Origin of the sequence: Rhizobium sp. BK181, assembly GCF_014193305.1 — a bacterium.
Taxonomy (GTDB): Bacteria; Pseudomonadota; Alphaproteobacteria; order Rhizobiales; family Rhizobiaceae; genus Rhizobium.
On record NZ_JACHZA010000003.1, the window covers coordinates 220,965 to 243,156 of the forward strand.

The 22,192-nt window shown below is 60.8% G+C and carries 20 protein-coding genes and 1 riboswitch; of the genes, 11 read left to right on the forward strand and 9 right to left on the reverse strand.

Annotation, left to right across the window (positions count from 1 at the left end; genetic code table 11):
• The first annotated feature begins 223 nt into the window (after positions 1–223).
• Genes FHT77_RS10975 through FHT77_RS10995 form a run of 5 tightly spaced genes read left to right on the forward strand, consistent with a single transcriptional unit; the run spans position 224 to position 6,032 of the window.
• The gene (locus tag FHT77_RS10975) at positions 224–475 is read left to right on the forward strand and encodes an acyl carrier protein (RefSeq protein WP_028758765.1); all 252 of its coding nucleotides are present in this window, start codon (positions 224–226) and stop codon (positions 473–475) included.
• Positions 476–1,657: an acyl-CoA dehydrogenase family protein gene (locus tag FHT77_RS10980; RefSeq protein WP_183755091.1), complete on the forward strand. Its 1,182-nt coding sequence runs from the start codon at positions 476–478 to the stop codon at positions 1,655–1,657.
• Between the two features lie 4 nt (positions 1,658–1,661).
• A complete protein-coding gene (locus FHT77_RS10985) occupies positions 1,662–2,570 on the forward strand; it encodes an amino acid--[acyl-carrier-protein] ligase (protein ID WP_183755092.1) in 909 nt (302 codons plus the stop codon).
• An 8-nt stretch (positions 2,571–2,578) separates the two neighbouring features.
• Positions 2,579–3,541: a DUF1839 family protein gene (locus tag FHT77_RS10990; protein ID WP_210280861.1), complete on the forward strand. Its 963-nt coding sequence runs from the start codon at positions 2,579–2,581 to the stop codon at positions 3,539–3,541.
• Positions 3,542–3,557: 16 nt separating this feature from the next.
• Entirely contained in the window at positions 3,558–6,032 is a 2,475-nt protein-coding gene (locus FHT77_RS10995) for a glycoside hydrolase family 2 protein (RefSeq protein WP_183755094.1), read from the forward strand.
• A gap of 48 nt (positions 6,033–6,080) precedes the next feature.
• Here FHT77_RS10995 and FHT77_RS11000 read toward each other — a convergent pair whose 3' ends face one another.
• A complete protein-coding gene (locus tag FHT77_RS11000; protein WP_024315373.1) occupies positions 6,081–6,317 on the reverse strand; it encodes an Lrp/AsnC ligand binding domain-containing protein in 237 nt (78 codons plus the stop codon).
• A 71-nt stretch (positions 6,318–6,388) separates the two neighbouring features.
• Positions 6,389–7,279 carry a LysR family transcriptional regulator gene (locus FHT77_RS11005; protein WP_183755095.1) on the reverse strand — a complete coding sequence of 297 codons (891 nt, stop codon included), beginning with the start codon at positions 7,277–7,279 and terminating at the stop codon, positions 6,389–6,391.
• Between the two features lie 219 nt (positions 7,280–7,498).
• On the opposite strand from FHT77_RS11005, the gene FHT77_RS11010 reads away from it, so the two are divergent.
• From FHT77_RS11010 to FHT77_RS11035, 6 genes are all read left to right on the forward strand, one after another.
• Positions 7,499–8,782: an NAD(P)/FAD-dependent oxidoreductase gene (locus FHT77_RS11010; protein ID WP_183755096.1), complete on the forward strand. Its 1,284-nt coding sequence runs from the start codon at positions 7,499–7,501 to the stop codon at positions 8,780–8,782.
• Positions 8,783–8,800: 18 nt separating this feature from the next.
• A complete protein-coding gene (locus FHT77_RS11015) occupies positions 8,801–10,339 on the forward strand; it encodes an aldehyde dehydrogenase family protein (protein WP_183755097.1) in 1,539 nt (512 codons plus the stop codon).
• Positions 10,340–10,410: 71 nt separating this feature from the next.
• Positions 10,411–11,400 (forward strand): Ldh family oxidoreductase, encoded by a 990-nt coding sequence (locus FHT77_RS11020; RefSeq protein WP_183755098.1) that lies wholly within the window; start codon positions 10,411–10,413, stop codon positions 11,398–11,400.
• A gap of 137 nt (positions 11,401–11,537) precedes the next feature.
• On the forward strand, positions 11,538–12,566 hold the full coding sequence (locus tag FHT77_RS11025; protein WP_016556703.1) for an iron ABC transporter substrate-binding protein: 1,029 nt from the start codon (positions 11,538–11,540) through the stop codon (positions 12,564–12,566).
• A 176-nt stretch (positions 12,567–12,742) separates the two neighbouring features.
• Positions 12,743–14,299, forward strand: a complete 1,557-nt coding sequence (locus FHT77_RS11030; protein WP_210280862.1) for an ABC transporter permease — start codon at positions 12,743–12,745, stop codon at positions 14,297–14,299.
• A complete protein-coding gene (locus FHT77_RS11035) occupies positions 14,296–15,336 on the forward strand; it encodes an ABC transporter ATP-binding protein (protein WP_183755099.1) in 1,041 nt (346 codons plus the stop codon). The genes FHT77_RS11030 and FHT77_RS11035 overlap by 4 nt, the downstream gene beginning before the upstream one ends.
• Here the strand turns inward: FHT77_RS11035 and FHT77_RS11040 are convergent, their stop codons facing one another.
• From FHT77_RS11040 to FHT77_RS11070, 7 genes are all read right to left on the reverse strand, one after another.
• On the reverse strand, positions 15,337–16,662 hold the full coding sequence (locus FHT77_RS11040; RefSeq protein ID WP_183755100.1) for a glucoamylase family protein: 1,326 nt from the start codon (positions 16,660–16,662) through the stop codon (positions 15,337–15,339).
• Between the two features lie 112 nt (positions 16,663–16,774).
• Positions 16,775–17,404 (reverse strand): thiamine phosphate synthase, encoded by a 630-nt coding sequence (locus tag FHT77_RS11045; RefSeq protein WP_183755101.1) that lies wholly within the window; start codon positions 17,402–17,404, stop codon positions 16,775–16,777.
• Positions 17,401–18,174 (reverse strand): thiazole synthase, encoded by a 774-nt coding sequence (locus FHT77_RS11050; RefSeq protein ID WP_183755102.1) that lies wholly within the window; start codon positions 18,172–18,174, stop codon positions 17,401–17,403. Before FHT77_RS11050 ends, FHT77_RS11045 begins: the two co-directional genes overlap by 4 nt.
• 2 nt (positions 18,175–18,176) lie before the next feature.
• On the reverse strand, positions 18,177–18,374 hold the full coding sequence (thiS, locus tag FHT77_RS11055) for a sulfur carrier protein ThiS (protein WP_183755103.1): 198 nt from the start codon (positions 18,372–18,374) through the stop codon (positions 18,177–18,179).
• Positions 18,371–19,339, reverse strand: coding sequence for a glycine oxidase ThiO (gene thiO, locus FHT77_RS11060; RefSeq protein ID WP_183755325.1), 969 nt, complete (start codon positions 19,337–19,339; stop codon positions 18,371–18,373). The genes thiS and thiO overlap by 4 nt, the downstream gene beginning before the upstream one ends.
• Before the next feature lies 1 nt (position 19,340).
• Positions 19,341–21,167 carry a phosphomethylpyrimidine synthase ThiC gene (gene thiC / locus FHT77_RS11065; protein ID WP_183755104.1) on the reverse strand — a complete coding sequence of 609 codons (1,827 nt, stop codon included), beginning with the start codon at positions 21,165–21,167 and terminating at the stop codon, positions 19,341–19,343.
• A gap of 93 nt (positions 21,168–21,260) precedes the next feature.
• A riboswitch (TPP riboswitch) is annotated at positions 21,261–21,372 on the reverse strand.
• A gap of 47 nt (positions 21,373–21,419) precedes the next feature.
• Positions 21,420–22,190, reverse strand: coding sequence for a FadR/GntR family transcriptional regulator (locus tag FHT77_RS11070; RefSeq protein ID WP_183755105.1), 771 nt, complete (start codon positions 22,188–22,190; stop codon positions 21,420–21,422).
• Positions 22,191–22,192: the final 2 nt, after the last annotated feature.

Genomic DNA, 22,192 nt, shown 5'->3' on the forward strand with positions numbered 1-22,192 from the left:
GTCAGAAGACCCCTCTCGTGGCGCGGTGATTGCAATCGGGGCAAGGGTTTGAAATATCAACTAAGTTCCGCTTCGTGTGGTCGTCTCTTCTAAGAATTTAGCTGAAGTGATCAGTTCGCTTTAACTACGTCATTTAGCAGAATTTTGTCTTTTCCGGACTACGCCTATCCCGAGAACAAGGCCGTTTCGCCACTCGAGATATGATCATCTTGGAGAAGTCATAATGAATACTACGATCCGTGATCTTCTAGTCAAATTCGGAAAGCTTCCCGTTTCTGTTGACCAAGTTGCCGACGATGCCGACCTCTATGCGGTCGGCCTGACGTCCTTCGCTTCGGTGCAGCTCATGCTTGGTATCGAAGAGGCTTTTGACATCGAATTTCCCGACAATCTCTTGAATCGAAAGTCTTTCGCCAGCATTGCAGCAATCGCGAGGACGGTGGACCAGATCAAAGATAGCCGGAAGGTCGCCTAAATGAACTTTCCGGTCAAAATCGCGCAAGAGGATCTTGCCGCCAGGGTCGCCCGTGTGGCAGCGATCGCGGCAAAGCATGCAGACTCCGTCGATTTTGATGGGAGGTTCCCGCACGAGGCCGTGGAGGCCATGAGAGCCGAGCGGCTCTTTGGAATTCAGATCCCGCGTCACCTCGGCGGTGAAGGCGCGACGATCGCTCAGATCGCTGAATTATGCTCGACGCTTGGACAGGGTTGTGCCGCCGCCGCCATGGTCTTCGCGATGCATCACATCAAACTATGCAGCCTCGTCGAGCATGGCGGCGAGAGCGAATGGCATCGGGCCTTCATGCAACGCGTGGCTGGCGAGCAATTGTTGATCGCGTCTGCGACGACGGAAGGCGGCATCGGCGGCAATCTCCGAAATAGCATCTGCGCAATAGAGGTGGATGCCAGTGCGTGCCGTCTGGAAAAAGACGCCACCGTTATATCTTACGGTTCCTACGCTGATGCGATCATGATCACGTCACGCGCACACGCAAATGCGGCCTCTTCCGACCAGGTCCTGACCGTTTTCCTCAAGGAGCAGTACGCGCTGGAAAAGACCCATGCCTGGAACACCCTCGGCATGCGCGGCACGTGCTCGGACGGCTTTCTCTTCAAAGGTGAGGCGCCGGCCGAGCAAATCCTGCCGAAGCCCTTTGCGGAGATTGCAGCCCAATCGATGCTGGCATCGTCGCACCTCCTGTGGAGCAGCGTGTGGTATGGCATCGCCGTCGACGCGGTGGGCCGGGCGCAGTCGTTCGTGCGCGCCGCTGCACGCAAGTCGCCGGGAACGCCGCCGCCCGGCGCCCTGCGGCTGGCCGAGGTTTCCAACCTTCTGCAGATGGTTCGCTCGAACGTCGTCGCCGGTCTCAAGGCTTACGAAGGAGCCAAGGATGACGCGGACAAGCTTTCCTCCATCGGCTTTGCCGTCACGATGAACAACGTGAAGATCGCATCGTCGGAAACGATCCTCGAGATCGTCAATCATGTGATGCTGATCTGCGGGATCATGGGCTACAAGAACGGCACGCCGTTCAGCGTCGGACGCCATCTGCGTGACGCCCACTCCGCACAACTCATGATCTCGAACGACCGCATCCTCGGCAACACGTCGAGCATGCTTCTTGTCCACAAGCAGGACACTAGCCTACTGGGGTGACGACATGGACGTGCAGACAACGTTTCTGGACAGGCTGTTTGAATCGGGCCTTCTGATCGATACCGGCGTTGACGGGCTTTATGGCCGCAGCGGACAATTCGAAGATGTGATTGCCGCCTTCGAGCGCTTGATCGACAAATTCGGCGGCGCCGACGGCGCCGAGGCGATGCGTTTCCCGCCGGGCATGAACCGCGCCTTCTTCGAGAAAAGCGGTTACATGAAGAGCTTCCCGCAGCTCGCCGGCACTGTCCATAGTTTCTGCGGCAACGAACTCGATCACATCAGCCTGCTTCAATGCATGGAAGTGGGCGACGACTGGACGAAGGATCAGCAGGCAACCGACATCGTGCTGACGCCTGCGGCCTGCTACCCGCTCTATCCGACTGTTGCTCGTCGCGGCAAACTGCCGATGAGTGGCGGTCTTTTCGATTTGCAATCCTACTGCTTCCGGCATGAGCCGTCACAGGATCCGGCGCGCCAGCAGCTCTTCCGCATGCGCGAATACATCTGCATGGGCACAGAGCAGCACGTCACGGATTTCCGGCAGCGCTGGATGGACCGCGGCGTCGAGATGATGAAGGCGGTCGGCCTGGATGTGACGATCGATGTCGCGAACGATCCCTTCTTCGGCCGCGCCGGCAAGATGCTGGCCAACAACCAACGCGACCAGAACCTGAAGTTCGAGCTGCTCATTCCGATCACCTCGGTTGCCAAGCCGACGGCCTGCATGAGCTTCAACTACCATCAGGACGCGTTCGGCACGAAATGGGCCCTCTATCTTGAAGACGGCAGTGTTGCCCATACCGCCTGTGTCGGCTTCGGACTTGAGCGTATTGCGCTCGCGCTCTTCCATCACCACGGACTGGAGGTCAAGCACTGGCCTTCCAAGGTGCGGCAAGCACTGTGGGGCTGAGTGGTTTAATGACAGCCGTCTTCCCGCGGGCGCGCCCGGACGGCTATCAGTCGCATCCCCTGCACTCCAGCGAGCGCATGTGGCCGGAAACCAATTGCTACGTCGACCTTTGGATCGAAGTGTTGAACGCCGCGGGTGCCGCGCCGGAGGCGATGCTTGGCTTCACGCTGACGCAAGATTTCGAGGGCGACCAGTTCACCTTCTTCAAGGTGCCCCTCGAGGATCTCGAGTCACTCTACGACATCCGGGTTACCGAACTCGCTATCTTCGATCGGGTCGAACGGCATGTCGAAACCCAGATTGCGCGAGGTCGCCTCTGCCTGATCGAGATGGACTCGTTTTATATGCCCGATACCCAGGGTACAGCCTACCGAACCGAGCATGGCAAGACCACGGTGGCAATCAACAGGCTCGACCTCACCGGCAAGCGCATCGAGTATTTTCACAACGGCGGCTATTTCCAGCTTGTGGGAGAGGATTTCGACGGGCTGTTCCAGCTGCATTTGTCCGCAGATGATCCGCCGTTCCTCCCCTACACGGAGTTTGCAAAATTTCCCGTTCGCATGCCTGATGCGATGCAGGTCAGCACTATGGCACGCGAGCTTCTCGGACTTCACTTCGGCCGCAGACCGACCACCAATCCGATCCGCGCCTTCGCTGAAGTGTTTCCGCAGCAGGTGGAAGCCGTGGCAGAGCGACCCTTCGGTTTCTTTCACAAGTACGCATTCAATACGCTGCGTCAGTTCGGCGCGAATTTCGAGCTTGCGGGAGATTACCTGGCGTGGCTATCGGCCAGCGAATTCTCCTCCGCCATTGACGATGCGCGTCGAATTTCCGAAGTCGCAAAGTCGGTGCAGTTCCAGCTCGCCCGGGCAGTGACCCGGAAGAAGTATGATCCGCTGCGCACGGTGCTTGATCCGGCAGCCGATGCATGGGATTCCATGATGGCTTCTCTCAAGGAGCGCTTGTGAAGCCGGGAGTCTGAGGATGCGGGGACGGTTGGCGAGTGTCGGTGCGGAGGAAACCCTGCTTGCCGAAGGGTGGAATCTGGTCCTGACGGAACCGGGCGCTTGCGCAACGCCCCATGACATTCCCTTGTCTGCGCAGTTTATTGCCGCCGAAGTACCAGGGACCGTCGCCGCAGCTTTGGAAAAGGCGGGGCAGTTCGACCGGGATAATCCGGAGCCGCTCGATACCCGCGACGCATGGTATCTCTGCCGGCTTTTTGACGTCCAGCCCGGTGATGCGCTCCTTCGCTTCGAGGGGTTGGCGACGCTGTGTCATGTCTTTCTCAACGGCCAGGAGATCCTGTCGTCGGAAAGCATGTTCACCCTGCACGAGATACCGGTGACGCTCTCTGGCGGGGACGAGTTGGCGCTGTGCTTCCGAGCCCTTGCGCCGAGGCTGGCCGAACCCGGCCCACGCGCCCGCTGGCGCCCGCAGATGATCACGCCACAAGGCTTGAAGAATGTCCGCACGACGCTTCTGGGCCGCATGCCCGGCTGGTGTCCGGAAATTCATGCTGTTGGTCCGTGGCGACCCATCACGGTCGTCCGCCGCGATGTCGTTTCGATCGATAACGTTTCGGTTCGCGCCGTGCTCGAGGCGGATGGCATTGGGCGACTGAGTGTTTCGCTTCATACCAATGTCGACAACCCGGACCTCGTGCTTCGGTGCGGAGATATTCAGCAGGCTTTCGAAAAAGTCGCAGAGAACCACCATTCGGCAATCCTCAGGCTAGAGGACGTCAATCTCTGGTGGCCGCATACGCACGGCGTACCGCATCTCTATGATTTCTCGATCATCATTGATGGTGTCGAGCACCATGCGGGCAGAACGGGCTTTCGCCGCGTCGACCTTGATCGCGGATCGGGTGGTGATGACTTTGCGCTGTTGGTCAACGGCGAGCGCATCTTTTGCCGGGGCGCCGTCTGGACGACAGCGGATATCGTTCGGCTGCCGGGTGGCAAGTCAGACTACGAGCCGTTCCTGCGCCTTGCCGCCGAGGCAGGCATGAACATGATCCGCATCGGCGGCACGATGGCTTATGAGACGCCGGCGTTCTTTCAGCTCTGCGACGAACTCGGTCTGCTCGTCTGGCAGGACTTCATGTTTGCCAACTTCGACTATCCGAAGAACGACAAGGCGCTCACCGCACATGTCCACGCGGAGGTCGAGGAATTTCTGCACGCTGTCCAGGGATGCCCATCGGTGGCGGTTCTCTGCGGCGGCAGCGAAGTCTATCAGCAGGCGGCGATGCTTGGCCTGCCGCGTGAATATTGGGCAGGCCCGATCACGGAGGAGATCATTTCGGCGATCGCTGGCCGCATGAGGCCCGACGTGCCGTATGTGGTGAACTCACCATCGGGTGGCGCGATGCCCTTCTCGCCAGATGCTGGTGTCACTCATTATTACGGGGTCGGCGCCTATATGCGACCGCTCGAGGATGCCCGTCGTGCGAATGTCCGCTTCGCGGCCGAGAGCCTGGCTTTCTCCCAGGTGCCGCAACAACGAACGCTGCAGCGACATCTGGACGTTCCTCCGGTCCACAGTCCGCTATGGAAGGCGCGCGTTCCCCGCGATCGCGGCGCATCGTGGGATTTCGAGGATGTTCGCGATTTCTATCTGACCGAACTTTACGGCGAGGATCCGGCGCGACTTCGTCGTGAAGATCGCGACCGTTATCTGGACCTTTCGCGTGTCGTTACCGGCGAAGTTGCGGAAGCGACCTTCGCCGAATGGCGGCGCAGCGGATCGACCTGCAACGGCGCCTTGGTGTGGACCTTACAGGATCTGATGCCAGGTCCCGGTTGGGGGGTGATCGATTCGACCGGCGAGCCGAAGCCCGTCTGGTATGCCCTGCGTCGTGCCTTTCGGCCGGTTCAGGTGGTGGTGACCGACGAGGGGACGAATGGCCTCGACGTCCACGTGCTGAATGAAACCGAACATACCTTACAGCTTGATCTCGAACTGGTTTGCCTGCGCTACGGCAGGCAGCACGTCGTCAGCGGTGGCCGCATTCTGACTTTGGCGCCCAGAAGCTGTGAAACGTTTGCCGCAACCGATCTGTTCGGCGCGTTTTTTGATACGACCTACGCGTTTCGCTTCGGACCACCGTCGCACGACGTCACCGTTGCCCGTCTACGTCTGCCGGATGGCGGCCCGGTGGTCGCCGACGCTTTCCATTTTCCGTTGGGCCGCGCCAAGGCCTTCCACGATACCGAGATCCAGGCGGTGGTGACGCGGCAGGACAATGAATGGGAGCTCGATATCGCAGTCGACAGGTTCGCGCAGTCCGTCCATGTCAGCGTCGATGGTTATCGACCGGACGACGACTGGTTTCACCTTGCCCCCGGCGGCGCAAAACGCATCCGGCTGCTTCCGCTATCGGGATCGGCAGATGAACAAGCGCCATCCGGTCAGATCACCAGCCTCGGCAGCTCGCGAGCCGCCTCATTTTAATGCCCGAGATCGCCATTGCGCGGCTGCCAGGGGTTTGAAACGGCTTCCTCAGAAAGCCTTGAACGTCAGCGTCGTCAGCGAACGCACGATACCGGGAATGTTGGCGATGTTGTCATTGATGAACTTGCCGATGTCCTGGCCTTCCTCGACGTAGACCTTGAGCAGAAGATCGTAGTCGCCGCTCGTCGAGTAGAGCTCTGAAGCGCGCTCTGTCTGGTAGATGGCATCGGCAACCTCGTAGGTTTTGCCGGGTGCGCATTGGAGCTGAACGAAAATGGGCTTCATGGGAATTTCCTGCATCATATTTTGGTTGCGGCATAATGGTCGAAAGCACCATGCCGGCGCAAGCTGTTCCGTCATATGGCGGCTTCCCGAACGATCCAATCGCGAAATGCTGCTAGCGGCGCGTAGTCGGCCCGCTCCGGTGGATAGACGAGATAGTAGTGCTCGCTGCTTTCCATTTCTCGGTCGACGGCTGCAACCAGATCGCCGCGTTTCAGTTCATCTTGAATCAGGAACGTTGGAAGCAGCGCAACACCGAGACCGGCCATCGCTGCTTGCGCCGCAGTCGCAAACTGATCGAAAAGCATGCCGTGCACGGTTTGAAAGCTCACGCCGCTGTCTGCGAACCAGCGCTCCCATGCATCCGGGCGCGTCGTCAGGTGCAGTAGCGGAGCTTGAAGCAGGTCCTCTGCAACTTTGATCGCGTGTCGGCTGCGGAATTCGGGGCTGCAGGCCGGCACAGTTTTCTCCGACATCAGAAATGTCAGCTCCGCCCCCGGCCAATGCGCGTGGCCGAAATGAATGGCCGCATCGATCGAATCGAGCCGGAAGTCGAAGGGCGAAAGCCGGGTGACAAGATTGATCGTCACTCCCGGATTGGCCGCCAGGAAGCCTCCCAGCCGGGGTGCCAGCCAACGCGTCCCGAAGGTAGGAAGAATCGCCAGATTGAGCGTACCGCCGTGCGGATTGGCGCGCAGGTTCAGCGATGCGCTCGAAATGCGCCGAAGCGCTTCGCGTATCTCGCGGGCGTAGCCGTCGCCGGCGAGCGTCAATCGTACCGTCTGGCGTTCGCGCACGAACAGCTCGACGCCGAGCTGCTCTTCCAGCGCCTTTATCTGACGGCTGACGGCGCTCTGGGTGAGGTCGAGTTCACGCGCGGCGGCCGTCACGCTGCCTGTGCGCGAGACCGACTCAAAGGCCACAAGCAAGGATGTCGATGGAAGAAAGCGTCGTGAAAGCAGCACCGATCATTCCATTTCAGAATAAGCTATTTCCTAAATGTCGATATTTAGGGCTTATCCAGCTTTGTAAAGTCATTCATCTGACAGAATTGGAATGAACTGAAACTACGATCGAACTGCCCGCTACGGCCTCCTGGGCTGCGATCGGCAACCTGATCAGCGGTTTAACAAGCAATCGCACGGCGCTAGAATGCTGCCTGCTTAACCAATGGATTTTGATCGATGCTGAACGATCCCCGCTCCCATGGTCTCTGGGAAAAAACCGCTCCTCAGCCGCCCGTTACCTCCTCACTCGCGGGCAGTGTGAGTGCCGATGTCGTGGTTGTGGGGGGCGGCTATACCGGTCTTTCCTCCAGTCTCCATCTGGCGAACGCGGGTTCGAAGGTCGTGTTGCTGGAAGCCAAGGAGATCGGCTTCGGTGGTGCAGGCCGCAACGTCGGCCTCATCAACGCCGGCATGTGGGTCATGCCGGACGATCTTCCGGGCGTTCTCGGCCCCGTCTACGGCGAACGTCTGCTCGACTTGTTGGGCAACGCGCCACGGCTTGTGATGGAATTGATCGACAAGCACGGCATCGCCTGCGAGCTTGAACGAAACGGCACGCTTCACGTCGCCGTCGGCGAAAGTGGCCTGAAGGAAATCGAGGATCGTGCGCGGCAATGGGCGGCACGCGGCGCGCCGGTGACAGTGCTCGACGCGGCGGAGACGGCCAAGCGCGTCGGCAGCAGCGCCTATACGGGGTCGTTGCTGGATATGCGCGCCGGTACGCTGCAGCCGCTCGCCTACGCGCGCGGCCTTGCGCATGCGGCAGTCAAGGCTGGCGTTTCAATCCACACGTCGAGCCCCGTCATCGGGACTGAGCGGAAAGGCAATCGCTGGACCGTCAGGACGGCAAAGGGAGAGGTTACGGCCGACTGGATCATTGTGGCGACGGACGCCTATAGCACCGGCCCTTGGGAAGCGGTGCGCAACGAGCAGGTCCATCTGCCCTATTTCAATCTTGCAACCCGGCCGCTCAGCGACAATTTGCGCCGCTCCATCCTCGCTGGGCGCGAAGGCGTATGGGATACGAAGGAAATCCTCTCCTCCTATCGCATGGACCAGGCCGGGCGTTTGGTCTTCGGCAGTGTCGGTGCGCTACGCAATACCGGGCTTCAGATCCACACGGCCTGGGCCAAACGCTCCTTGAAGAAGCTCTTTCCGCAGCTTGGCGATGTCGAGTTCGAATGCGAGTGGTACGGCAAGATCGGGATGACCGACAATGCATTGCCGCGCTTCCACAGGTTCGCGCCGAATGTTGTAGGCTTCTCCGGCTATAATGGTCGCGGGATCGCGCCCGGCACGGTGTTTGGCCGCACGCTTGCGCAGCTTATCCTGGGGCAGACAACGGAAGCGGATCTGCCGCTGCCCCTGACAGCGCCGTCCGAACCGAGCTTCCGCGCCGTGAAGGAAATGTGGTACGAAGCCGGCGCCCAAGTGGCCCATTTCGCAGACGCCCGATTTTGAGAAACCGAGGTTGAACCCATGACCATCTCCGCACTTGATCTCGCCACCGAGACGAAAAACCTGCTTACGGAACTGGGCGTCGGCGCCGACCGCTATACCGGCGGCACCCTTCGCGTTACCTCGCCGGTAACCGGCAAGGAGATCGGTGCGCTGAAGGAGCATTCTGCCTCGGAAGCAAAGGACGCCATCGAGGCGGCACACAAGGCATTCCTCGAGTGGCGGGCCGTCCCGGCTCCGAAGCGCGGCGAACTCGTCCGCCTGCTCGGCGAAGAACTCCGAGCGGCAAAAGCCGCACTCGGTCGCCTGGTCTCGATCGAGGTTGGCAAGATCACCTCCGAGGGTCTCGGCGAAGTCCAGGAAATGATCGACATCTGCGACTTTGCCGTCGGCTTGTCGCGTCAGCTCTACGGTCTGACCATTGCCACCGAACGGTCAGAGCACCGGATGATGGAAAGCTGGCACCCCTTGGGCGTGGTCGGCATCATCTCGGCCTTCAATTTCCCGGTGGCCGTCTGGTCCTGGAATGCTGCCCTGGCGCTGGTTTGCGGTAACTCAACAGTCTGGAAGCCGTCTGAGAAGACGCCGCTGACGGCGCTTGCCGTTCAGGCCCTGTTTGAAAAGGCTCTGAAGCGCTTTGTCGCCGAAGGCGGAGTCGCTCCGTCGAACCTGTCGACGTTGCTCATTGGTGGACGCGATGTCGGGGAAGTCCTTGTCGACCATCCCAAGGTGCCGCTCGTCTCCGCCACCGGCTCGACGGCCATGGGCCGCGTTGTCGGTCCCCGCTTGTCACAGCGCTTTGCCCGATCGATCCTCGAGCTCGGCGGCAACAATGCCGCGATCATCTGCCCGACGGCCGATCTGGACCTGACGCTGCGGGGCGTCGCCTTTTCCGCCATGGGGACGGCCGGTCAGCGTTGCACGACGCTGCGCCGCCTGTTCGTTCACGAGAGCGTCTACGACAAGCTCGTTCCACGCCTGCAGAAGGCCTATGGCTCGGTCTCGATTGGCAACCCGCTGGAAACGGGGACGCTTGTAGGACCTCTGATCGACAAACAGGCCTTTACGAACATGCAGTCGGCTCTTGAGCAGGCGAGGGCTGGCGGCGGTAAGATCACGGGTGGCGAGCGCGTCGAAAACGGTGCGGCAGACGCTTTCTATGTTCGTCCGGCGCTCGTTGAAATGCCCCATCAAACCGGCCCCGTCGAGCATGAGACCTTTGCGCCGATCCTCTACGTGATGAAGTACACGGATTTCGACCAGGTGCTGGACCTGCACAACGCGGTGCCGCAGGGGCTGTCCTCTTCGATCTTCACGAACGACATGCGCGAGGCCGAGACCTTCGTTTCTGCTCGCGGTTCGGATTGCGGCATCGCCAACGTCAACCTCGGTCCGTCCGGGGCCGAAATCGGTGGTGCCTTCGGCGGCGAAAAGGAAACTGGTGGCGGCCGCGAATCCGGTTCGGATGCCTGGAGAGCCTACATGCGTAGGGCGACGAACACCGTCAATTACGGCAAGACCTTGCCGCTTGCGCAGGGCGTAAAGTTCGACGTCGAATGACCGTTGCTGCATTGCAGCTGTCAGGGTGATGGCATAACACGTCATCACCCTTTTCTTTTTCGCAGGTCGCTATGCATCTGACCCTATCTGCGGCGGAAACGCTGGTTGTCGACGCCCTGGTGCGCAATCGTGTGGACGAGGCCAATGCACGTTCGGTTGCGAGGGCTCTCGTTGCCGCCGAGGCCGCCGGGCAGGGTGGTCATGGTTTGCGCCGGGTCGAGGCCTACGCAAAGCAGGCGAAGGCAGGCAAGGTCGACGGGTTTGCCAAGCCGCGGCTCGAACGGCCGTTTCCCGCGGTCGTGCGGATCGACGCCTGCCATGGCTACGCCTATCCGGCCTTCGATCTCGCGGCGACCGCGCTTCCGGAGATTGTCCTGCAGCAAGGGATCGCTCTGGCTGCGGTTCATCGTTCGCACCATGCCGGCGTCCTTGCCTTAACCGTCGAGCGGTTTGCGGAAATGGGCTTTGTCGCTCTGATGGTCGCGAACGCCACGGCGTCCATGGCCGCTTGGGGTGGACGGAAACCCGTCTTTGGAACGAATCCCATCGCGTTCGCCGCGCCAATTCCGGGTGCTGACCCTCTTGTCATTGATCTTGCTTTGTCACGCGTCGCCCGTGGCAAGGTGATGGCTGCGCGCCAAAAAGGCGTCGCCATTCCTGCGAATTGGGCTTTTGACCGCAATGGCGAGCCGACGACGGATGCGATTGCGGCACTCGAGGGGACGATGGCTCCCTCTGGAGAAGCCAAGGGCGCTGCATTGGCGATGATGGTGGAGTTCCTCGCTGGCGCATTGACTGGGGCCAATTTTTCCTTCGAGTCCTCCTCGCTCTTTGATGACAAGGGCTCAGCGCCCGGCCTTGGTCAGATGCTTATGGTCATCAACCCCGCGGCCAGCGGTGGGAAAGGCGTCGCCGATCGACTGGCTATGCTGGTCGGCGAGATTTCCTCCGATCCCGGTGTACGGCTTCCAGGACGTCGCGGCCAAACGGCCCGACGGCAGGCACTGGAACATGGCATTGACGTGGAGGATGAAGTCATCGCCGCAATCCGCACGCTCTAGAATGATTCTAAACCTGACGAATGTTTTCAAGTATTTGTGATGCCAACGGCATCACTAAAACTTGAAATGCGAAATCAACAAAAATATACGGGCTCCATCACCCTGGGGATCTCGGGTGAAACACCATGGAGGGCTTCATGAAAACTTCCCTTAACCGCGTTTCCGGCGCGCTGGCGCTTGCCGCTTCGCTCGTTGCCGCAACGTCGTTGGCCACCGGCGCCGCCGTGGCGCAAGAATCCGAAGGCATTGTCGTCTACAACGCTCAGCACGAAAGCCTTGGCCGCGAGTGGATCGACGCGTTCACCAAGGCAACCGGCATCAAGGTGACGATGCGCCAGGGCAGCGACATGCAGCTCGCAAACCAGATCGTCCAGGAAGGCGACGCGTCGCCAGCCGACGTTTTCCTGACCGAGAACTCCCCGGCCATGACGCTTGTCGACGCCGCTGGCCTCTTTGCGCCGGTCGACAAGGAAACGCTGGACCAGGTTCCCGAGCAATATCGTCCGTCCGACGGCATGTGGACCGGCATTGCTGCCCGTTCGACGGTTTTTGCTTACGACAAGACGAAGCTGACCGAAGACAAGCTCCCGAAGTCGCTGCTCGACCTCGCCGATCCGGCGTGGAAGGGTCGCTGGGGTGCTTCGCCGGCCGGCGCTGACTTCCAGGCGATCGTCAGCGCCTTGCTCGAGCTCAAGGGCGAGGAAGCAACTGCGGCTTGGCTTAAGGCGCTCAAGGAAAACTCCACACCCTACAAGGGCAACAGCGTCGCGATGAAGGCGGTGAATGCGGGTGAAGTCGAGGGGGCGGTGATCTATCACTACTACTGGTTCGGCGATCAGGGGAAGACCGGTGAAAACAGCAAGAACGTAGGTCTGCACTACTTCAAGAACCAGGATCCGGGTGCTTTCGTCAGCGTCTCGGGTGGCGGCGTTTTGAAGTCGAGCCAGCATGCCAAGGATGCTCAGGCTTTCCTCAAGTTCGTAACCGGCAAGCCCGGTCAGGACATCCTGAAGAATGGCACCTCCTACGAATATGCTGTCGGCAAGGATGCAGCATCGAACGACAAGCTGGTCCCGCTGGCTGACCTCGATGCGCCGAAGGTCGATGCGGCCAACTTGAACAGCAAGAAGGTGACGGAACTGATGACCGCCGCCGGTATCATCTAAGTCCTTCTGACACATGTCCGGCTGGTCAAAACTGTTGCTTTTGGCTCAAGAAAAACGTAGGGCATGACGAAATCGGCAACCGTCTTCCGTGGGCGGTTGCCTTCCTTTTTCAGCGTGTGAAGGCGGCGGCCTTGCTGCAGGACAACAGATTGCTTGTTCCCGGCCATGAAGGGCCGATGGCACGGCCCGTGACAGGAATAGATCGGCTGCGGGCGCGTCTGCCTCACGCTTCCGTCATTCTCTTTGCCTCCGTCGTGGCGTTGTTTAGCCTGGTTCCGCTTGGTTTTATCGGCTGGATCACCTTTGATGTCGGCTGGCAGACCGTCAGGGAGCTCGTTTTCCGCGCGCGTGTCGGCGAACTGCTCGTCAACACGGTGCTGTTGGAAGCCTTCACCATTCCTCTGTCGATAGCTCTTGCTGTCACGCTGGCCTGGCTGGTCGAACGGACGGACATACCCTTCGCACGGCTTTGGTCGTGGCTGGCTGTCGCGCCCCTCGCGGTGCCGGCCTTCGTCCATAGCTACGCCTGGATCAGTCTCGTACCGGGGATGCGTGGGCTGCAGAGCGGTGTCTTCGTGTCCGTGCTGGCGTATTTTCCGTTTCTCTATTTGCCGGTTGCTGCCGCGCTTCGCCGGCTTGATCCCGCCATTGAGGACGCGGCTTCTTCCCTTGGCCTCGGGCCTTGGCGTCTGTTCTTTCGCACGATCCTGCCGCAGCTGCGCTTCGCCATTTGCGGCGGTTCGCTGCTGATCGGGCTGCACCTGCTGTCGGAGTACGGCCTCTTCGTGATGATCCGTTTCGACACCTTCGCGACCGCGATCGTCGACCAGTTCCAATCCGCTTACAATAGCCCGGCCGCCAACATGCTGGGTGGTGTTCTGGTCGCTTGCTGCTTGCTTTTGCTGGGTCTCGAAATCCTGTTGCGCGGCAACGAACGATATGCCCGCGTCGGCTCCGGCTCGGCACGGCCGGCGGATCGCCGTCGGCTCGGCTGGTTCGCAGTGCCGGCGATCGTGCTTCAGGTGGGGCTGGCGGCATTGACCCTCGGGGTTCCCCTCGTGACGCTCGTGCGGTGGCTCTATCTGGGTGGGCTTGAAGTCTGGCGCGTCGACACGGTCGGCAATGCGTTTGTGCAAACCATCATTCTTGCCATCTCCGGCGGCATTCTTGCCACGATTGCCGCGGCACCAATGGCTTGGCTTTCCGTCCGAGCGCCGGGGCGTCTTCAGCGCCTGCTCGAGGCCTGCCATTATTATGTCGGCTCATTGCCTGGCGTGGTCGTCGCGCTTGCGCTGGTGACGATTACGGTCCGGCTCGTTCTGCCTCTCTATCAAACCTTCGCGACCCTTGTTGCTGCCTACATCCTGCTGTTCCTGCCACGTGCCATGGTAGGCCTGCGGGCAAGCATCGCCCAGGCGCCCGTAGAGCTTGAGCGGGCCGCAATGGGCCTTGGGCGGACGCCTGCCCAGGCTGTGCGACAGATCACCATGCGACTGGCCGCGCCGGGTGCGGCGGCCAGCGTCGCCCTCGTTGGTCTCGGCATTACCAATGAGCTCACCGCGACATTGATGCTGGCACCCAATGGGGTGGAAACTCTCGCCACGAAGTTCTGGTCGCTGACCAGCGAGATCGACTACGTCGCGGCCGCGCCTTACGCATTCATGATGGTCGTGCTATCGCTGCCGCTCACCCTCCTTCTCTATGCCCAATCGAAACGGACTGCCGGACAATGACGCTGCTTACGATTGATCGCATCAGCAAGCGCTACGGGCATGTCCAGGCATTGCAGAACATCTCATTCGATGTCGCCGCCGGAAGCCGCACCGCCGTGGTCGGGCCTTCGGGGTCGGGAAAGACGACGCTGCTGCGCATTATTGCCGGCTTCGAGCAGCCTGATAGCGGTCGCGTCACGCTGAATGACGAGCTTCTGGCCGACGGTCCGGCAACGGTGCCCGCGCACAAGCGAGGCATCGGTATCGTGTCGCAGGATGGCGCGCTGTTTCCGCATCTGAGTGTCGCCGACAACATCGGTTTTGGCTTCGAGCGCGGCGCCCCCGATCGCGAGCGACGCATTGTCGATCTACTCGATATGGTTGAGCTTGACCGCAACATGCTCACCCGCCGGCCGCACCAGCTTTCCGGCGGTCAGCAGCAGCGCGTGGCCCTGGCCCGCGCGCTTGGCCGCAAGCCGCGCCTGATGCTGCTCGATGAACCGTTTTCAGCACTCGATACCGGTCTGCGTGAGAATATGCGCAAGGCCGTGGCGCGCGTCCTACAGTCAGCAGGCATCACGACGATCCTCGTCACCCATGACCAGGCGGAAGCGCTCTCCTTTGCCGATCAGGTCGCCGTCCTGCGGGAAGGCCGGTTGATCCAGGCCGGGTCACCGCAATCGGTTTACTTGCAGCCGATTGATCGCGAGACAGCCCTGTTTCTCGGAGACGCGGTTATGCTTCCGGCCATTGTTCGCAACGGCTTTGCCGATTGTGCGCTCGGCCGCGTCGCCGTCGATGGCGGCCATAGAGGTAAAGTCGAGATCATGCTGCGGCCTGAACAGATCCGCGTCGTTCCCGATGAAAGCGCGCAGACCTACCGCGGGCGGGTCGTCGAGGTCGAGTTCGGCGGGGCGACCTGCACCGTCGCCGTGTCGTTGGAAGGCGTTGCCCTGCCCCCCATCATGATCAAGACCTCAAGCGTGGCGCTTCCGGAGCGCGGAGATCATGTGCGTCTCGACATCGCCGGCAAGGCGCACGTTCTCGGAAGCCGCTGATCAGGCGATCTTGAGTTCGGAACTCTCGTCTTCCGATAACCAGCCGCCGCTAAATCCCGCTAGCTCGAGACCGCGCCGGATAACCGATGAACGCCGCATAAGGCTCCAAATGAAATCGGACCGATCGTTTTCGATTGTCATCACCAGCAGTCCCTGGTCGATGCCGACGCAGCGGTCGTCGACCCAGCCCTCAGGTCGCTTGGTCTTGACCGTCGGGTTGAATCCACCGGGGAAACGATCCTCGTAGAGCAGGTTCGGATAGGTGGATATCAGGGCGCGAAGACCATCGAGCGAGGCTCGGCGGTCATATGGCAGCGATGCAAGCGCTGCCCAGGGAGCAATCGTGCCATCATCCGGCCCGAGCGGTGCGCCACGCGCAGCATAGCCGAGCACGCGCGGATGCCGACCGCCACGCATGTTGCGGGTGGGAGGCGGGCCATCCGAGGCGGACAGGCCCCATATGTCCTTGTTGTAGCCGACGAAGTGGCCGGGATTGCGCTCGGCATAGTCTCGCTGCACGGCGATCGATAACTGGGTGTTCCGGAAATAATCCCAGTTGCGCTCGGCCATTGCCTTGTCCTGGATCCCACGGAAATCGATCCACGCATGCGAGAAGAAGTGAATGAAGAGCGGGCCGGCATAGAGATAGGGCTGGTCGCCAAACAGCATCCACGAATAGCTCGCGGTAAAGGCCTCATAGCTTGACGCCGGGATCGGATGCGTCGGGGAGGCAAGAGCCAGCGTATAAAGCAGAACTGCTTCATCATAGCCCTGCCACCGCCAACGCAGGAAACCACTGCCTGGCTTCCAGCCCATGCAAACGGTCTGGCCTTTGTTCAGCGCCCAGTGCCAGTCGATCCTCTCGTAAACCAAACTCGCGAGCCTGCGAATCTCCGTTTCGGCTTCGGTGTTGCGGTCGAAATAGGCGGCGGCGGTCAACATGCCTGCCACCAGAAGCGTAGTGTCGATCGTCGACAGCTCGCTGTTCCAGGCGCGGTGGCCCGTATCCATATGCAGGAAGTGATAGAAGAAGCCGCGATAGCCGATCGCGTGTCGCTCACGGCCTTGGTGACCGTTGGCAAAGAAACAAAGTGTCTTCAGTGTGTAGTCGATCGCGTCGGACCGCTGCATCCAGCCACGCTCGACGGCGACTGGATAGGACGATAGGGAAAAACCGACCGCGGCGATGCTGCAGGGGACCCCCGTGATGGACGTGTCCGCGACGAGCCCGTTGGCGGGATTGTAGTGCTTCGGGAAATAATTGAATGCGCCTTGCTGAAGCCTGTCGATTAGCGCGGCATCCGTTTCCTCGGTCCGTTGTAACATGCGTGCCAAGCCCAACCTGTTGTTCGCCCCTGTTTGAAAATGGCGAAGGAGAATGCGCAAATCAATCATTTTTGAAGGCGTGCGACAGCACGCCCCTCGCTGCCCGGTCCTACTACCGATGCGGTGACGTTTTGGCAGCTCGCCAGCGTGTGGTGGCAGCGAGCCACTCCCGTGTCCGCGTTTCGGGATCAGCGCTGCGCGTGATATCGGTCACGACAGCGGCGCTATCCGCTCCGTGCGCGAAGACCCGTTCAATTCGATCGACGTTCAAGCCGCCGATGGCGACGAGCGGCAGGTCGCCCACCTGCGCCTTCCATGTGCGGAGGCGTTCTGGTCCCTGCGGCAACCATTTCATCTGCTTGAGAATGGTCGGATAGATCGGACCAAGCGCAATATAGTCCGGCTTTGCCGCCATTGCAGTCTCGAGCTCCGCATCGTCGTGCGTAGAGAGGCCGAGTTTCAAGCCAGCGGCGCGAATGGTATCGAGGTCGACCGCTTCCAGATCCTCCTGACCGAGGTGGACGAAATCGCATCTTTCCTCGATCGCCAGCTGCCAATAGTCGTTGACGATCAGCTGGCAGTCATGCGCTGCGCAAATTGCTTTTGCGGTTCGAATTTCGGCGCGTAACTCGGTCGTTTCCTTCTCCTTGATCCTGAGTTGCACAAGCTTGACGCCGAGCGGCACCAGACGCGCGATCCATTCGGCGCTATCAACGATGAGATAGAAGGGATCGAGCCTCATGCGAATACGGCCTTTCCGATGATGGGTGTCGAGGGAACCGCGACATCGCGCGGTTCGAGCATGCCGGCGCCGAAAGCTTCATGACCCGATTCGATCGCCTTGGCGAATGCACTGGCCATGGCAACCGGGTCGCCGGCGCCGGCAACGGCGGTGTTCAGGAGGACGGCATCGAAGCCGAGTTCCATGACAGATGTCGCGTGTGACGGCCGACCGATGCCGGCGTCAACGATAAGCGGAATGTCCGGGAAATGCGCGCGCATAGAACGGAGCGCCGTTGGGTTCAGCGGTCCCGCGGCGCTGCCGATCGGGCCGCACCAGGGCATCAATACCCCGCAACCCGCTTCGAGCAGCTTCTCCGCCACCACGAGGTCGTCGGTCGTGTAGGGAAAGACCTCAAAACCGTCGGCTGAAAGGATGCTTGCCGCCTCTACCAGACCGAACACGTCAGGCTGGAGCGTGTCGTGATTGCCGATCACCTCCAGCTTGATCCAGTTGGTGCCGAACAGCTCACGTGCCATCTTGGCCGTCAAAACGGCCTCGGAGACCCCATGGCAACCGGCCGTGTTCGGCAGAACCCGAACGCCAAGCGAGCGGATCATTTCGAAGAACGCACCACCACTTCGTCCGCCTGCGGTTTCACGGCGCAGCGAGACCGTGACGATCTCCGTTCCCGATCGTTTAACGGCCTCCGCGAGGATCGCCGGTGAGGGGTATCGTGCTGTTCCTAGAAGCAGGCGGGAAGAGACTTCGGCGTCATAAAGCTTCAGCATGATCAGCCTCCCTGCATTGGTGACAGGATTTCGATCCTGTCGTTGTCGTTGAGTGCATGGTCGGCGCGATCCTCGCGGTGGACGATTTCGTCGTTGACGGCGGTCGCCAGCCAGTCGCCTTCGTATTCCATCACCGTCAGCAGTTCGGACAGCGTTGGTGCAATCAGGTCGTGATGCTCACCGTTGACGATCAGTTTCATCGGTCACTTCCTCCTGGTTCGGTTCGGGAGAAGACAAGGTCGACCGCTTCCTTCGCCATCGCGGGCGCCAGCAAGAAGCCGTGGCGGTAGAGCCCGTTCAGCACGACGGCATCGGCTTCGCGGGACACGCGCGGAAAATTATCGGCGAATGCCGGCCGGATTCCGACACCCGCTTCGACGACAGCCGCGTCCGCAAAGGCGGGATGCACGGCATAGGCGGCGTTCAGCAGCTCCATCATTGAACGCGCGGAAATCGGGCCACCGTGTTCCGTCTCGATCATGGTGGCGCCAACCATAAACAAGCCATCTCCACGCGGAACGATATAGACGGGGAAGCGGGGATGCAGTAGGCGCACCGGTCTGGCGAGGGCAACGTCCTGAGTGTACAGATAAAGCATCTCGCCGCGAACGCCACGAAGTCCGCTCATCTGCCCTATGCGCGCTGCGCCCGTGCAATCGACGATGTCGTCGTAGCCGGTGGTTTCATTCATCTGGTCGATGAATTTGACGCGCCGAGCGATCAGCTTTTCTCGCAGCAGACCCAGCGCCCGCCTTGGATTGAGATGGCCCTCCAGCGGGAAGAAAAGCGCGCGTCGGAAGCGGCCTGCCAAGGCCGGTTCTAATGCAGAGATTTGTTCGTCGTTCAGCCATTCATGGCCGCCGGTGCGGCCGGCGAAGCGATCAAGTTCGCCTTGGTCACGCGCTGGAGCAACGACCAGCGTTCCGTTTCGCTGGACCTCGCCAGGCAGCATTGTGTCCCAACGGTCGATGGCATCCCCGCCGCACAGCAAGACGGCTTTGTCGGCGCTTTCACACTCACACCAGGGCGCGAGCATGCCACCAGCAAACCATGAGGCCGCTTGGTGAGAACCTGGATTCATAACGGTGACGTCGGCGCCGCGAAGGCTGAGTTCGTGCGCGACCGCAAGGCCGGCAACGCCGGCCCCTTTGACGAGGACATGCATCTCAGTCACGCGACTGTTCGATGGCGTCGATCGGCATATAGAGATCGCCGCCCTCGCGGTATTTCGCCGCCATGGCGTCGAGCCCTTCCTTCTGCGCCTCGGCGCGGATGTCGTGTGATATCCGCATCGAGCAGAATTTCGGGCCGCACATGGAGCAGAAGTGCGCGACCTTGTGGGCTTCCTTCGGCAGCGTCTCGTCGTGAAAGCTGCGGGCCGTCTCCGGATCGAGCGACAGGTTGAATTGATCCTCCCATCGGAATTCGAAACGAGCGCGCGACAGGGCGTCATCGCGCAATTGAGCGGCCGGATGCCCCTTGGCGAGATCGGCGGCATGGGCGGCGATCTTGTAGGTGATGACGCCCGTCTTCACGTCGTTGCGGTCGGGCAGGCCAAGATGCTCCTTCGGCGTGACGTAGCAGAGCATTGCCGTGCCGAACCAGCCGATCATCGCGGCACCGATTCCCGAAGTAATGTGGTCGTAGCCTGGTGCGATATCTGTCGTCAGTGGCCCCAGCGTGTAGAAAGGCGCCTCGCCGCAGACGGCGAGCTGCTTGTCCATGTTTTCCTTGATCTTGTGCATCGGGACATGGCCCGGGCCCTCGATCATGACTTGGCAGTCCTTGGCCCAGGCGATCTTCGTCAGTTCGCCGAGGGTCTCCAGCTCGGCGAATTGCGCGGCGTCGTTGGCGTCGGCAATCGAACCCGGACGCAGGCCGTCGCCGAGCGAGAAGGAGACGTCGTAGGCTCGGCAGATGTCGCAGATCTCTTCGAAATGCTCGTAGAGGAAACTCTCACGATGGTGATGAAGACACCACTTGGCCATGATCGAGCCGCCGCGCGAGACGATGCCGGTAACGCGGTTGACGGTGAGCGGGATGTAATGGAGCCGCACGCCGGCGTGGATGGTAAAATAGTCGACGCCTTGCTCGGCTTGCTCGATCAGAGTGTCGCGATAGACCTCCCAGGTCAGGTTCTCGGCAATGCCCTCGACCTTCTCCAGCGCCTGATAGAGCGGAACGGTGCCGATCGGCAGCGGCGAATTGCGGATGATCCATTCGCGGATGTTGTGGATGTTGCGGCCGGTGGAGAGATCCATGACGGTATCGGCGCCCCAACGCGCGGCCCAGACCATCTTCTCGACCTCTTCTGCCATCGAAGACGTAACCGCGGAGTTGCCGATATTCGCGTTGATCTTCACCAGGAAGTTCCGGCCGATGATCATCGGTTCGGATTCGGGGTGGTTGATGTTGGCGGGGATGATCGCGCGGCCGGAAGCCACCTCCTGGCGGACGAATTCCGGCGTGACGTGATCGGGAATATGGGCGCCGAAGCTCTCGCCGTCGCGCACCATTGCCTCTGCCTTCGCCTTGCGTCCGAGATTTTCGCGGATCGCGATGAACTCCATCTCCGGCGTGATGATGCCGGCGCGCGCATAGGCGAGTTGGGTGACGGCTTTGCCGTCCTTGGCGCGGAGCGGCTGGCGTTTGGCGGAAAATTCCGGTGTCAGCCGTTCGCCACTGGCAAAGCCGTTATCCTCCGGGCGCACCTGGCGACCCCGATAGGCTTCAACGTCGCCGCGAGCGACGACCCAGTTGCGGCGCAGTTCTGGAAGGCCTTGCTCGATGCGGATGTCGGCACCCTCGACGGTATAGATGCCCGACGAATCATAAACCGTGACCGGCGGCTCTCCTGACGTCGGATGGACGCTGATCTCGCGCATGGGAACGCGGATATGGGGGTGGATCTCGCCCGGGATGTAGATCTTGCGGGAGGCCGGTAGCGGGCCCGTTGTAACGGTCAGGGTAATGTTCTTTGCGGCAATATTCATGGTTTGAGGCTCCAAGTTTTAGGTTTGGAGACCCAGTCATCAGCCGGAATGATGAAAAGACGCCGGCACGGATTCCACGCGAGAACCCAATGCCTTCGAGCGCTTGCACCGTCCCTACGCCAGTATGAACTGGATCAGGTTCAACGGGTCACTGCGCGCGATAGCAGTATCTCAGCCCCTTGCCGGGACCCCCCTGGTGAATGCGAAAAGGTTAGAGCCAGAGCGGCAAAGCTGTCAAGCCAACTGCCGCAACTACATGGAAAGGTCCAGAGCGCGGCCTTCGAAGAGGCGGCTCTGCGAGCCCTCAAGATGGGCCTTCATCAAGGCTCGTGCGTCTTCCGCGCGGCCTTCGACGATGGCGAGGTAAATCTTGTTGTGTTCCTCGTAGACCTGCTCAAGGCCTTGACGCGGACCAAGAAGCGATAGGCCGTGAAGGTGCATGCCGACAGCGATGTGTGCCTTCAGGGCGTCGATCGAGGCCGTGTAGTAGTGATTGTTGGCGGCTTCGGTGACCGCACGATGGAACGTGAAGTCGGCGTCGGTGCGATGAAGCTGGTGGCTGGTTGCCTCGCGCAGATCGGCAAGCGCAGCGGCAATCTTTTGGATCGCCGCCTCGTCGCGACGCTTGGCAGCAAAGTAGGCGGCAGCAGGCTCGATCGTCAGGCGAAACTCATAGCAGCGCTGGATATCTGCGATCGTCTTGACCGGCGAATAGGAAAGTTGCGTCGTCGGCGAACCGTGGGCACTGACAAAGGTTCCCGCTCCCTGACGGGCATAGACGATTCCCTGATCGCGCAGCCGTGCCAAGGCGTCGCGCACGATCGGGCGGGAGACGCCGAGCATCGATGCAAGTTCGTGCTCGCCGGGAAGGCGCGAGTCCGGAGGATAGTTTCCAGAGCGAATGCGCTCCTGCAACTGATCAAAGACCCGATCGACCAGCTTCACGGCCTTGCCACGCTCCGGCTTGGCTGCCGGGGTCGTCTGGGCTTTCGCCGATACACCGCTTGCTTCGTCCACCTTCATTC

Excerpts from the sequence above, each read along its gene's own strand:
- FHT77_RS10975 (WP_028758765.1), top strand. The coding sequence starts at position 224 with ATGAATACTACGATCCGTGATCTTCTAGTCAAATTCGGAAAGCTTCCC.
- FHT77_RS10980 (WP_183755091.1), top strand. The coding sequence starts at position 476 with ATGAACTTTCCGGTCAAAATCGCGCAAGAGGATCTTGCCGCCAGGGTC.
- FHT77_RS10985 (WP_183755092.1), top strand. The coding sequence starts at position 1,662 with ATGGACGTGCAGACAACGTTTCTGGACAGGCTGTTTGAATCGGGCCTT.
- FHT77_RS10990 (WP_210280861.1), top strand. The coding sequence starts at position 2,579 with ATGACAGCCGTCTTCCCGCGGGCGCGCCCGGACGGCTATCAGTCGCAT.
- FHT77_RS10995 (WP_183755094.1), top strand. The coding sequence starts at position 3,558 with ATGCGGGGACGGTTGGCGAGTGTCGGTGCGGAGGAAACCCTGCTTGCC.
- FHT77_RS11000 (WP_024315373.1), bottom strand. The coding sequence starts at position 6,317 with ATGAAGCCCATTTTCGTTCAGCTCCAATGCGCACCCGGCAAAACCTAC.
- FHT77_RS11010 (WP_183755096.1), top strand. The coding sequence starts at position 7,499 with ATGCTGAACGATCCCCGCTCCCATGGTCTCTGGGAAAAAACCGCTCCT.
- FHT77_RS11015 (WP_183755097.1), top strand. The coding sequence starts at position 8,801 with ATGACCATCTCCGCACTTGATCTCGCCACCGAGACGAAAAACCTGCTT.
- FHT77_RS11020 (WP_183755098.1), top strand. The coding sequence starts at position 10,411 with ATGCATCTGACCCTATCTGCGGCGGAAACGCTGGTTGTCGACGCCCTG.
- FHT77_RS11025 (WP_016556703.1), top strand. The coding sequence starts at position 11,538 with ATGAAAACTTCCCTTAACCGCGTTTCCGGCGCGCTGGCGCTTGCCGCT.
- FHT77_RS11030 (WP_210280862.1), top strand. The coding sequence starts at position 12,743 with ATGGCACGGCCCGTGACAGGAATAGATCGGCTGCGGGCGCGTCTGCCT.
- FHT77_RS11035 (WP_183755099.1), top strand. The coding sequence starts at position 14,296 with ATGACGCTGCTTACGATTGATCGCATCAGCAAGCGCTACGGGCATGTC.
- FHT77_RS11040 (WP_183755100.1), bottom strand. The coding sequence starts at position 16,662 with ATGTTACAACGGACCGAGGAAACGGATGCCGCGCTAATCGACAGGCTT.
- FHT77_RS11045 (WP_183755101.1), bottom strand. The coding sequence starts at position 17,404 with ATGAGGCTCGATCCCTTCTATCTCATCGTTGATAGCGCCGAATGGATC.
- FHT77_RS11050 (WP_183755102.1), bottom strand. The coding sequence starts at position 18,174 with ATGCTGAAGCTTTATGACGCCGAAGTCTCTTCCCGCCTGCTTCTAGGA.
- thiS (WP_183755103.1), bottom strand. The coding sequence starts at position 18,374 with ATGAAACTGATCGTCAACGGTGAGCATCACGACCTGATTGCACCAACG.
- thiO (WP_183755325.1), bottom strand. The coding sequence starts at position 19,339 with ATGCATGTCCTCGTCAAAGGGGCCGGCGTTGCCGGCCTTGCGGTCGCG.
- thiC (WP_183755104.1), bottom strand. The coding sequence starts at position 21,167 with ATGAATATTGCCGCAAAGAACATTACCCTGACCGTTACAACGGGCCCG.
- FHT77_RS11070 (WP_183755105.1), bottom strand. The coding sequence starts at position 22,190 with ATGAAGGTGGACGAAGCAAGCGGTGTATCGGCGAAAGCCCAGACGACC.